This window comes from Micromonospora hortensis (genome assembly GCF_022230935.1).
GTDB lineage: Bacteria > Actinomycetota > Actinomycetes > Mycobacteriales > Micromonosporaceae > Micromonospora > Micromonospora hortensis.
Genome location: NZ_JAKKFE010000008.1, coordinates 55,029 through 66,524, shown reverse-complemented (window position 1 = coordinate 66,524; position 11,496 = coordinate 55,029). Strand labels below are relative to the sequence as shown.

11 protein-coding genes are annotated in these 11,496 nt (G+C 72.7%); 5 read left to right on the top strand and 6 right to left on the bottom strand.

The features are described from left to right. Positions 1 to 15: 15 nt before the first annotated feature. From NIE111_RS04970 to mqnE, 3 genes are all read right to left on the bottom strand, one after another. Positions 16 to 297, bottom strand: coding sequence for a DUF4229 domain-containing protein (locus NIE111_RS04970; protein ID WP_238683255.1), 282 nt, complete (start codon positions 295 to 297; stop codon positions 16 to 18). 73 nt (positions 298 to 370) lie between these two features. Next, on the bottom strand, positions 371 to 808 hold the full coding sequence (locus tag NIE111_RS04965; protein ID WP_238683250.1) for a hypothetical protein: 438 nt from the start codon (positions 806 to 808) through the stop codon (positions 371 to 373). Positions 809 to 831: 23 nt separating this feature from the next. Next, positions 832 to 2,001 carry an aminofutalosine synthase MqnE gene (gene mqnE / locus NIE111_RS04960; protein ID WP_238683249.1) on the bottom strand — a complete coding sequence of 390 codons (1,170 nt, stop codon included), beginning with the start codon at positions 1,999 to 2,001 and terminating at the stop codon, positions 832 to 834. A 239-nt stretch (positions 2,002 to 2,240) separates the two neighbouring features. Between mqnE and NIE111_RS04955 the strand changes: the two genes are divergently transcribed. The 4 genes from NIE111_RS04955 to NIE111_RS04940 all read left to right on the top strand — a co-directional run bounded on the left by NIE111_RS04955 (position 2,241) and on the right by NIE111_RS04940 (position 8,398). Further along, complete coding sequence (locus tag NIE111_RS04955) at positions 2,241 to 3,791, top strand: C40 family peptidase (RefSeq protein ID WP_238683248.1); 1,551 nt, start codon at positions 2,241 to 2,243, stop codon at positions 3,789 to 3,791. Positions 3,792 to 3,905: 114 nt separating this feature from the next. After that, complete coding sequence (locus NIE111_RS31900; RefSeq protein WP_274530676.1) at positions 3,906 to 5,384, top strand: hypothetical protein; 1,479 nt, start codon at positions 3,906 to 3,908, stop codon at positions 5,382 to 5,384. Between the two features lie 197 nt (positions 5,385 to 5,581). Beyond that, the gene (locus NIE111_RS04945) at positions 5,582 to 7,675 is read left to right on the top strand and encodes a DEAD/DEAH box helicase (RefSeq protein ID WP_443677121.1); all 2,094 of its coding nucleotides are present in this window, start codon (positions 5,582 to 5,584) and stop codon (positions 7,673 to 7,675) included. Positions 7,676 to 7,777: 102 nt separating this feature from the next. Continuing rightward, complete coding sequence (locus tag NIE111_RS04940; protein WP_124854297.1) at positions 7,778 to 8,398, top strand: putative glycolipid-binding domain-containing protein; 621 nt, start codon at positions 7,778 to 7,780, stop codon at positions 8,396 to 8,398. Between the two features lie 62 nt (positions 8,399 to 8,460). Here NIE111_RS04940 and cds1 read toward each other — a convergent pair whose 3' ends face one another. Genes cds1 through NIE111_RS04925 form a run of 3 tightly spaced genes read right to left on the bottom strand, consistent with a single transcriptional unit; the run spans position 8,461 to position 10,924 of the window. Next, the gene (cds1, locus tag NIE111_RS04935; protein WP_238683246.1) at positions 8,461 to 9,552 is read right to left on the bottom strand and encodes an L-cysteine desulfhydrase Cds1; all 1,092 of its coding nucleotides are present in this window, start codon (positions 9,550 to 9,552) and stop codon (positions 8,461 to 8,463) included. A 32-nt stretch (positions 9,553 to 9,584) separates the two neighbouring features. Beyond that, entirely contained in the window at positions 9,585 to 10,415 is an 831-nt protein-coding gene (locus NIE111_RS04930; RefSeq protein WP_238683245.1) for an SDR family NAD(P)-dependent oxidoreductase, read from the bottom strand. A 50-nt stretch (positions 10,416 to 10,465) separates the two neighbouring features. Beyond that, positions 10,466 to 10,924 carry an Lrp/AsnC family transcriptional regulator gene (locus NIE111_RS04925; RefSeq protein ID WP_030486226.1) on the bottom strand — a complete coding sequence of 153 codons (459 nt, stop codon included), beginning with the start codon at positions 10,922 to 10,924 and terminating at the stop codon, positions 10,466 to 10,468. A gap of 270 nt (positions 10,925 to 11,194) precedes the next feature. Between NIE111_RS04925 and NIE111_RS04920 the strand changes: the two genes are divergently transcribed. After that, positions 11,195 to 11,461 (top strand): BldC family transcriptional regulator, encoded by a 267-nt coding sequence (locus NIE111_RS04920; protein WP_007454516.1) that lies wholly within the window; start codon positions 11,195 to 11,197, stop codon positions 11,459 to 11,461. Positions 11,462 to 11,496: the final 35 nt, after the last annotated feature.

Here is an 11,496-nt window from a genome sequence, read left to right as displayed (position 1 = left end):
ACGCAAACCTCTTGATCAACGTGGGGGGTCGGTGGGGTCGGGGGCGGGGGTTTGGTCTTCGCCGGCCAGGGCGGAACGGAGGCGTTCCTTCTCGGTGCGGCGGCGCTCGGCTGCTTCGGCGATCTCCCCGGCCATCTCGTCCCGCCAACCGCGCAGCAGGAAGAAGGAGAGCGCGGCGGAGAACACCAGCGCCAGCATCAGCTTCAGGAACACGTTCATGTCGACCAGCCAGAGGCCCGCCAGCACGGCGACGAACAGCCCGATCCGGCCCAGCGTGTACTTGAGCGCGGCGCTCACCCGCACCACTCCGTTCTCTCCGTCGCCCGCCACTGACGGCGGAAGGGTCGAGCCGCCCGACGGGCGGTCGTGGTCAGCCGGTCCGGCGCGCCAGCCAGCGGACACCCGGGAACCAGAGGGCCGCGTACGCCACAGTGAACGCCCCCGCCGCCAACGCGCCGGAGAGCAGCGGCGGCAACCCCGCGCCCAGACCGGCGATCAGCAGCCCGGCGAACACCCCGACGGCAGCGGCGACCACCGCCGCCACCACCCGGGCCGCGCCGAACTCCCAGGCCCGGAAGTCGTCCCAGAACAGCCAGGCCGGCAGGATCACCGCCAGCCAACCGTTCGTGTGCCCGAAGTCGCCGGCGCCGATCGAGGCGAACGCCCAGTCGAACAGCACCAACGCGAGCGCGCCGATGACCAGGCCGGCCAGGCACACCCCGAGCAGATCGCCCAGGGTACGGATGCGGCCCTCGGCGTCCCGGCGGGGAAAGCCGCCCTGCTGCTCAGGTCCTCGTTGCTCGGTCATCGACTGCGAGGGTACGTGGTGGCTCAGGCCCAGACCTGCTGCGGCTCGGCGCGCCGCTGCGCCAGCGACGGGGCCTTGTCGTACTCCCGGACCACGTTGTAGCGGGTGTCCCGCTCGACGGGCTGGAAGCCGGCGTCCCAGATCAGGTGCAGCAGGTCGTCCCGGTGCATGGTGTTCGGGGTGCCGTACGAGTCGGCGTCGTGGGTGATCTTGTATTCGACGACGGAGCCGTCCAGGTCGTCCACGCCGAAGTTCAGCGAGAGCTGAGCCACCGACAGCCCGTGCATCACCCAGAAGTTCTTCAGGTGCGGCACGTTGTCGAAGAGCAGCCGGGAGACGGCGAACGTCTTCAGCGACTCGGCCGGCGAGGCCATCGTCGTGCGCGCCTGGATCCGGTTACGGATCTTGCCGTCCGCCGAGTCGACGAAGTCGTGCTGGTAGCGCAGCGGGATGAAGACCGCGAAGCCGCCGGTCTCGTCCTGCAACTCGCGCAGCCGCAGCACGTGGTCGACGCGGTGCCGGGGCTCCTCGATGTGGCCGTACAGCATCGTCGCCGGGGTCTTCATGCCCTTGCTGTGCGCCAGGGCGTGGATGCGCGACCAGTCTTCCCAGTGGCAGGCGTGGTCGACGATGTGCTGCCGGACCTCCCAGTCGAAGATCTCCGCGCCGCCACCGGTCAGCGACTCCAGACCGGCGTCCATCAGCTCGTCGAGGATCTCGTCGGCGCTCAGACCGCTGATCTTCTCGAACCACTGCACCTCGGTCGCCGTGAAGCACTTGAGCTTGACGTTCGGCAGCGCCGCCTTCAGCTCGCGCAGCACCTTCGGGTAGTAACGCCAGGGCAGCGTGGGGTGCAGGCCGTTGACGATGTGCAACTCGGTGAGCTGCTCGTCCTCCATCTCCTTGGCCTTGCGGACCGCCTCGTCGATACGCATCGTGTACGCGTCCTTCTCGCCCGGCTTGCGCTGGAACGAGCAGTACGCACAGGACGCCGAACAGACGTTCGTCAGGTTGAGGTGCCGGTTGACGTTGAACATCACCCGCTCGCCGTTCAGCTCGGTGCGCTTGTGGTGCGCCAGCCGCCCCAGCCAGGTCAGGTCGTCGCTCTCGTAGAGGGCGACCCCGTCCTCCCGGGTCAGCCGCTCACCGGCGTACACCTTCGCTTCGAGCTCACGCTTGAGTCCGGCGTCCATGGCACGTCCCTTCCACCTGCGGTCCGGATCGAGCGTACGTCGCGGCGCCGACGGACCCGGCGGCACGGTCGCCGGCAGCGACCCACTTCACCAGACTCTCAGCCTCCCGTAACCCGACAACGCATCGACATGAGTGGCGCGGTGCGGTAGTAACAAGGTGGGGCGGAACACACACACTGGTACCGTCCCGGCGGTCGCGCCCACCGAGCGCGGCGACGAGCGGTTGGACGGGGAGCGGCATGGTCTACAGCGGGCGCGGGCGACGGCAGCGACGACGGAGCCCGGTGATCTCGCCGGTCCTGCGTCCGAAGCTCTGGGCCGCCCTGCTCGGCGCGATCGCCGCGGCCGTGCTGGCCACCCCCGCGTACGCGGAGCCCGGCGTGCCGACCACAGTGCCGGACACCGGTTCGCGCCCGGCGGTCACCGGCTCGCTCCAGCTGCCCGGCGGCGCGCCGGTCGCTGGCGTACCCGCCCCTCCGGTGGTCAACATCGGCAACGGTCCGCTGGCCACCGCGATCTCCGCCGGTGAGGTTCAGGTCGGCGCGCTCGGCGAGGATTTGCTGGTGAAGCGGCAGAAACGCGTCGATGCGCAGGCGCAGCTCGACGCCGCCGGCAAGGCGCTGGCGACCGCACAGGACGCCCTGCTCCGGGCCCAGCAGACGGCCGACACCGCCGCCGCCGAGGCAGTCAAGGCCGCCGCCGCGCTGCCGCCGGGCGACTTCGCCCAGGACATCCGTGGGCTCAGCCGCCTCCAGGCGATCACCCGTGGCGAGAAGGTCGACGGCGGCACCACCGGCGTGGCCGGGGAGCTGTCCCGGGCCCGCGCCGGCGAGCAGACCGCGTACCAGAAGCACAGCCAGGCCAAGGATCTGCTCGTCGCCGCCGAGGCGGAGTTCACCGCCGGTGAGACGGCGCTCCGCACCGCCGAGGCGAGCCTGCTCAAGCTGCGCCGTGACAACGCCGCCGCGCTGATCGAGATCGAACGTCAGCAGGAAGCCTCCGAGCAGCAGATCGGCGCCGGCTACGTCTCCAACCAGAGCATCAGCGGCATGGCCGCGCACCCCCGGGCGCTGGCCGCGGTCCGGTACGCGCTCGCCCAACTCGGCGATCCGTACAAGTGGTCCGAGGAGGGGCCGAACCAGTTCGACTGCTCCGGCCTGATGTGGGCGGCGTACCGGTCCCCCGGCGCCGACTACTTCGACCTGCCCCGGGTCTCCCGCGACCAGTACGCCGCCACCCGGGGCCGCACCGTCCCGCAGAGCGCGCTGCTCCCCGGCGACCTGCTCTTCTTCGCCTCGGGCAGCAGCTGGACGACGATCCACCACGTCGGCATGTACATCGGCAACGGCAAGATGGTGCAGGCGCCCACCACTGGCGACGTCGTCAAGATCTCGGTCGTCCGCTGGTCCCGGCTCTACGCCGCCACCCGGGTGATCGGCGCGGTGCCGGCACCCCCGGTCGTGACCAATCCGACCCCGCCGGTCTCGACCCCGAAGCCGAGGCCGACACCGTCGCCCACGAAGACCACCAAGCCGACGCCGACACCGTCGCCCACGAAGACCACCAAGCCGACGCCCACTCCGACGCCGACGCTGACGACCACCCCGACGCCCACCCCCACCGGCAGCACCACGCCGAAGCCGTCGAACACCCCGAGCAACACTCCGACGACCACGCCGAAGGCCAGCACGAGCGCGACGGGCAGCACCTCTCCGACGACCACGCCGAAGGCCAGCACGAGCGCGACGGGCAGCCCCAGCGCCGCGGGCAGCCCCAGCGCCACTGGCTGATCCGCCACGACCGGCTCCGGCTGTCCGCTCGGGAAGATCTGTGGCACCGTGACAACCAGGCACATCCGACTCGACGTCACGGGTCCGGGTGCGAGCATGGCGCGGAGGGCGGAAATGGCCGAGCAGAGAGATCCGGCGGAGACTGTCGACCCCGTGGTCGACCAGGCCGGCCCACCAGGGCCGGACACCGCCGACCCGGTGGCCGCCAGCGACGCCAGCCCGGCTACCAGCAGCTCGACAGGCAGCGACACCATCTCGGCGAACGCCGGCTCCGCTGACAGCGACGCCGCACCTGCTGTCAGCGGCCGGGTCGGCAGCGCCACGGCAGCGGACGCCTCGACCGAGGCCGACGACGACGCATCCGCCGGCGGCGACGAGCGGCAGAGCCCGGCCGCGGCACCGGTCCGCGCACGTGCCAGCGTCGTGACCGCCGGTGCTCTCCGCAGTGATCTGCCGGCCAGCGCTCCGGTCACCGCGACCACCTACCGTGCGACCGGCTCGGCCAGCCCGGCCGACGTGTCGTTGCCGGGGCAGCGAAGCGACTCCTCCGCGCCGGCCCGGGCCAGCGCCACGGTTCCGAGCAGCAGCCGGGGCACTGCCAGCGCCCTGGGCACCCCGGACCGCCGCGAGAGCGCGCCCGGCGTCTATCGAGCCGCGCCGGTGGGTGCCGAGCCGGCCCAGCCTCCGACGCCGTCGACTCCGGAGCCGGAGCCGGACCCCACGCCACCCGGCCCCGGGCCGACCCAGCCGTCGCCACCGGAACCGGAGCCCGCGCCGGCCCCTGGCCCGTACCCGCCCAGTCCGGTGCCGACGCCGGGTCCTCGACCCACGCCGCCACCCGGTCCGGTTCCGCCCGTTCCGGGCCCGCCCACCCCGCCGCCCTCGCCGGTGCCGCCCATCCCCGGCCCGCCGACGCCGCCCGTCCCGAGCCCGCCGCTGCCGCCACCCGGTCCGCCGGTGCCGGCACCACCGGCCCCGCCCGGCCCGATGCCGGCACCGCCGTTCCCGCCGCCACCCGCGATGATCGACACGCCCGGCGTACGAGCCAGCGCTTCGGTCTCCGCACCGCCGGCCGGGTGGCCGTCCCCCGGTGGGGCGACCCGGCCGACGTCCGGTGCCGGATGGGCCGGTGCGCCTGCCTCCGCGCCGCCGGTGGTGCCCGCACCAGCGCTGCCGAGCTGGCCACCGTCCACCGCCGGTGCCCCTTCGTCGACCGGGAACCCCGGGAACTCCCGCGTGACCGCGCCGCCGAGTGGCCCACCGGCTGGTTCCGCCGGACGGGACGCTGCCGGCACCCGTGGCGGGCGGCACGACAGCCGCACCGATCTGGCCGGCACCGTCTACGGCAACGGCGAGGGGGCCGGCTTCACCACTGTCGCGATACCCGCCAACGCGGTGGAGACCTCCGGCTCGCTGACCGGGCACATCCTGGCCCAGGGCTGGTCCGACACGCCGGCCGAGCGGTCCAGCAACGCCCGGGTGATGATCGTCCTGGCCGCCGCTCTGGGGCTGCTGGTCGCGATCAGTGTCATGGTCGTCCTGCTGGCCGGCGACGCCCTGGACGGTCTGGTGGGCAGCGTGCTCAAGGGGTGAGCCAGCGAGGGCCAGCGATGGTGAGTCCGCCCACTACGGTCGGTCAACCGGCTGGCGGCTTCGCCAGACCGCCGTACACTGGCTGAGATCACTGACCCGGCGCGCGTGGTGTGCGCCCCTGGGCGATCTTGCGGGCGATCCGGCGGTACAGCCGCGGCAGGCCATCGCGAAGATGCGCCCCGCTCGAAAGGTTTTTGTTGACCACCTCTGCTGACCCCAGCACCGTTACGTCCGTTTTCAACTCAGTCCCGGCGGCCGACGCCGCCCGGGAGCAGCTCGACGTCGCCCCGAGCGAAGCCGGCACCCCGCCGGTAGCGACCGCGCAGGCCGAGCCGACCGAGACCGCCGAGCCGATGAGCTTCGCCGCTCTCGGCCTGCCCGAGCCGCTGGTCCGCGCGCTGGCGCAGCAGGGCATCACCAGCCCGTTCGAGATCCAGCGGGCCACCGTTCCGGACGCGCTCGCCGGCCGCGACGTGCTGGGCCGCGGGCAGACCGGCTCGGGCAAGACGCTCGCGTTCGGGCTGCCGATGATCGCCCGGCTGGCCACCCGCAACCGGGCCCGGCCGATGCGTCCGCGCGCCCTGGTCCTGGTGCCTACTCGCGAGCTGGCCATGCAGGTCAACGACGCTCTGGTGCCGCTGGGCAAGTCCGTCGGCATCTTCCTCAAGACCGCCGTCGGCGGCGTTCCGTACGACCGTCAGATCGACGCGCTGCGCCGCGGCGTGGAGATCATCGTGGCCACCCCGGGCCGGCTCGGCGACCTCATCGAGCGGGGCATCTGCCAGCTCGACGACGTCGAGGTCACGGTGCTCGACGAGGCCGACCAGATGGCCGACATGGGCTTCCTGCCCGAGGTGACCGATCTGCTGGCGAAGACGCCCGCGAACGGTCAGCGGCTGCTCTTCTCGGCCACCCTGGACGGTGACGTCGACGCGTTGGTCAGGCGGTTCATGACCGACCCGGTCACCCACTCCACGGCGCCGTCCACCGCTTCGGTGTCCACCATGGACCACCACATGCTGTTGATCCCGCCGCACGAGAAGTTCCCGGTGGCGGCCTCGATCGCCGCCCGGGACGGGCGGACCATGGTCTTCGCCCGTACCCAGCTCGGGGTGGACCGGCTGGTCGAGCAGCTCGCGGCCGTCGGCGTACGCGCCGGTGGGCTGCACGGCGGCAAGACCCAGCGGATGCGCACCAAGACGCTCGCCGAGTTCCGTGAGGGCCGGATGAACGTGCTGGTCGCCACGGACGTGGCGGCGCGAGGCATCCACGTCGACGGAGTCACCCTGGTGCTGCACGTCGACCCGCCGAAGGACCCCAAGGACTACCTGCACCGCGCGGGGCGTACCGCCCGGGCCGGCGAGTCGGGCGCTGTCGCCACGTTGGTGCTGCCCAAGCAGCGCCGCACCACCCTGGCGATGATGGAGAAGGCCGGCGTCGCGCCGGCCGAGACCCGGGTCCGGGTCGGGGACGCGGCGTTGGCCGAGCTGGTCGGCGCCCGCGAGCCCAGCGGCGTCCCGGTTCGCGTCGAGGCGGAGCCTCGGGGCTACGGCGACCGCTCCGGCGGGCCGCGCCGGTACGACGACCGCTCCGGCGGCCCGCGTCGGTTCGGTGACCGCACGGGAGGCGAGCGCCGCTACGGCGACCGTCCGCAGGGCGACCGGCGCTTCGGCGACCGGCCCACCGGCGAGCGCCGCTTCGGCGACCGCCCGCAGGGTGACCGGAGCTACAGCGACCGCCCGCAGGGTGACCGGGGCTACAGCGACCGCCCGCAGGGTGACCGGGGCTACAGCGACCGCCCGCAGGGCGAGCGCCGCTACGGCGACCGGCCCACCGGCGAGCGCCGCTTCGGCGACCGCCCGCAGGGCGACCGGAGCTACAGCGACCGCCCGCAGGGTGAGCGGCGCTTCGGCGACCGGCCGCAGGGCGAGCGGCAACACAGCGACCGCCCGCAGGGCGACCGCAGCTACGGCGACCGGCCGCAGGGCGAGCGGCGTTACGCCGATCGGGACACCCGGGGGCACGGCGACCGTCCGCAGGGCGAGCGTCGGTTCGGCGACCGTCCGCAGTTCGGTGACCGCGACGGTCGGGGCGACCGGCCGCAGGGTGAGCGGCGCTTCGGCGACCGGCCGCAGGGTGAGCGGCGCTTCGGCGACCGGGACGCTCGGGGTGGGTTCCGCCCGGAGAGCCGGGTCCGGGATGACCGGCCCCGCGACGACCGGCCCCGCGAGGACCGCCCGCGTGACGATCGGCGCGGGTTCGGCGGGCGACCGGCAGCGCGTACCCACTGATTGATCCACCGAACGCCGTCGTGAAGCCCAGGCTTCGCGGCGGCGTTCGCGCATGCCCTGCCGATACCGAGCAGGTCGCGTAACGTCCGGCTCATGCCGACCATGCCGAAGTCAATCTTCTGGTCCCGGACGGACACCGCCGGCAGCGAGCAGGTTCTGCTCGACGACGGCCACGGGTTGGCGGCCCGGGGCACTCTGCTCGCCGTGGACCCGATCCCGTGGACCGCCCGCTACCAGCTGACCACCACGCCGGACTGGGCCACCACCCGCGTCGAGGTCGAGGCAGAGGGTCTCGGCTGGCTGCGCCGGGTGACCCTGGAGCGGGCCGCGGGCCGCTGGAGGGTGACCACCGCCGAGCAGGGCGACCTGGACGCGGCCCTGGTCGCGGCCGGTCATCGCCGGGCCGGTCTGCCGGGTACGGACGACCCGGACCGGCTGGCCGACGCGCTCGACGTCGACCTGAGCGGTTCGCCGCTGTTCAACACCCTGCCGGTCCACCGGCTTCGAATGGCGGCCGAGCCGGCCGACGTGGCGCACCGGATCACCGTTGCCTGGGTGCTGCTGCCCGGCTTGGAGGTGGTGCCGGCCGAGCAGATCTACACCGGGCTCGGGCCGGGTCGGGTGCGCTTCGCCAGCGGCACCTTCACTGCCGACATCGATCTGGACGACAGCGGCTACGTGGTGCGCTACCCCGGGCTGGCCGAACGGATCGATCCGCGCTGATCACCGGACCGGCGGCAGGCCCCGCCGATCGGCCTCAGGCGGGCCAGGCCCCGCCGACCGCTTCAGGCGGGCCAGGCCCCGCTGGCCAGGAAGCGATCGATGGTGGCCAGGTGCGGGGTCAGGTCGAGGCCCTGGGCGGCCACCCAGTCGTCGGCGTAGTACGTGTCGGCGTACCGGTCGCCCGGGTCGCAGATCAACGTCACCACCGAGCCGGTCCGACGCTCGGCGAGCATCGCGGCGATCAGGCCGAACGCGCCCCACAGGTTGGTGCCGGTGGACCCGCCCACCCGGCGGCCAAGCAGCGCCGATCCGGCGCGCATGGCGGCCAGCGACGCCGCGTCCGGCACCTGGACCATCCGGTCCACCACCGAGGGCAGGAACGACGCCTCGACTGTGGGCCGGCCGATCCCCTCGATGCGGGAGCCCTTGCCGGTGCGTACCGACCAGTCGGCGGCCAGCCAGGCCGGATAGAACGCCGAGTTCTCCGGGTCGACCACGCAGAGCTTGGTGGCAAGCCTGCGATACCGGGCGTAGCGGCCGATGGTCGCGCTGGTGCCCCCGGTGCCGGCGCCCACCACGACCCAGGCGGGGATCGGGTGCCGCTCCAACTCCAACTGCGCGTAGATCGACTCGGCGATGTTGTTGTTGCCCCGCCAGTCGGTCGCCCGCTCGGCGTAGGTGAACTGGTCCATGAAGTGCCCGCCGGAGTCCTCGGCGAGCCACCGGGCCTCGACCACCACGCTCGCCGGGTCGTCCACCAGATGGCACCGGCCGCCCTGGAACTCGATCTGCGAGATCTTCTCGGGCGAGGTGGAGGCGGGCATCACCGCGATGAACGGCAGGCCCAGCATCCGGGCGAAGTACGCCTCGGAGACCGCCGTGGAACCCGACGACGCCTCGACGATCGTGGTGCGCGGCCCGATCCAGCCGTTGCAGAGCCCGTAGAGGAACAGTGAGCGGGCCAGCCGGTGCTTCAGCGAACCGGTGGGGTGTGACGACTCGTCCTTGAGGTAGAGGTCGATCCCCCATTCCCGAGGCAGCGGGAACGGCAGCAGGTGGGTGTCGGCGGACCGGTTCGCGTCTGCCTCGACGGCGGCGATCGCCTCGGTCACCCAGGTTCGGCTGGATTCGTCGCACCGGTCGAGATGAGTCACGCTCGGAAACCTAGCAAGCGGGCCAGCGGTGGTCAGCGTGGGTCCGGCGGCTTTGACCTGCGGCGTTGGCGGCGCTGACCGGCGCGGCCGGCGGCCCGGACCAGCGGGGTGAGCGCGACGGCCAGCCTGGGCAGTGCGTCCAACAGGCGCACCTGGGCTCCCCGCCAGCGGGGCAGGCTGACCACCGGACGTGGCCGGCGGGCCAGCCGGACCGCCCGCGCCGCCACCTGCTGCGCGGTCAGCATCGATCCGGTGAACGAGGCCACCGCACCCGGGTCGTCCAGCCGGTCATGCAGCATCGGGGTCCAGATGCCGTCCGGGCAGAGGCAGGAGACGTGCACCCCCCGGTACCCGGCCATCCGCAGGTCGGACAGGGTGCCGAGGCTGAACGCCAGCAGGGCGTGCTTGCTGGCCGCGTACACCGTCTCGCCGGGCGCGGCGACGAGCCCGGCCAACGAGACGACGTTGAGCACGTGGCCGTGGCCCTGCCCCCGCATCACGCTCAGCGCGGCGAGGGTGCCGTTCATGGCGCCGTGGGTGTTCACGTCGAGCACCCGACGGCGGGTCGCGGCGTCGTGATCCCACGACGCCCCGGTGACCAGGATGCCGGCGTTGTTGACCCAAAGGGCGAGGTCACCCCGGTCCGCCGCGTTCGCGGCGATGGCGGCGCAGGCGGCCTCGTCCCGGACGTCCAGGGCGGCCGACCAGCCGCCGAGCGGCGCCGCGGCAGTCTGCACCGCCACCGGGTCGAGGTCGGTGAGCAGCACCGACCAACCGTCGGTGTGCAGCGCGGCGGCGATGGCGCGGCCCAGGCCGCCGGCAGCGCCGGTCACCACGGCCACGGGACGCGCCGGCGGGGTCATCGGCGCACGCTACCGCCGGCCGCCCCGGCGACACCAGGGGTACGCGGCGGTCAGGCCGCGGGTGGGCCGACCGGCTGGGGGCGGTTCTCCCACTTGGTGGAGAGCGCGATGGCGGTACGGGTGGAGGCCACCCCCGGCGTCCGGTTCAACCGCACGATCAACTGCTCCAGCTCGGCGATCGTGCCGACCCGCGCCTTGAGCAGGAACGACTCCACGCCGGCCATGAAGTAGCAGGACTCGATCTCGGGCAGCACCCGCAGTGACTCGAGCATGTCGTCGGTGTCGGCACCGGAGTCCTCGACGATGCCGATCAGCGCGGTGACACCCAGCCCGATCGACTCCGGGGCCACGTCCGCGCGGTAGCCCCGCACCACGCCGCTGCTCTCCAGCTTGCCGACCCGCTCGTGCACGGCCGGGGCCGAGAGGCCCACCTGTCGGGCCAACTCGGCGTACGAGAGGCGGGCGTTGCCGCGCAGCAGGTCGACGAGGCTCAGGTCGATGGCATCCACAGAGAGTGACCTTAACCGCTGACGCGTTACGTGCGGCCTTCGGCACCCGTTGGACTGAGCGGTGAGTCACTGTTCATAAACCGCCGGTCAGGGCAGAGGTAGCACCAGTAACATTACTAACTCCCCACTCAGTGCATTTTTCGCGTTTGGGCGGACAGGCCATGTCCCTGGTGCTGTAATTGCCATACGTCCCTCATGACGGCTCTGGGCTACGCACCAGCCGGGGGCAGTGTGTTCAGCCGGGGGCTTCGTCGACGCGAGGAGGGGGCTGTGGACACTGGAGATCGCCTGCTGACACCGGGTGAGGTCGCCGCGCTGTTTCGGGTAGACCCGAAAACTGTGACGAGATGGGCGGCGGCCGGCCGGATAGGAAGCATCCGGACTCCAGGCGGGCATCGCCGGTTTCGGGAATCCGAGGTGCGAGCCCTGCTTGAGGGGGAGGGCATGCTGGACGAGGTGGATGAGGTCGGTAAGCCACGCAATGTGGGGCCGGCGGCATCCACGGGGCCGGGTCCGGCCAACGCCGGCATGTACTGAACTGGTGCGGACAACGCCACGCGGACCGGACACCA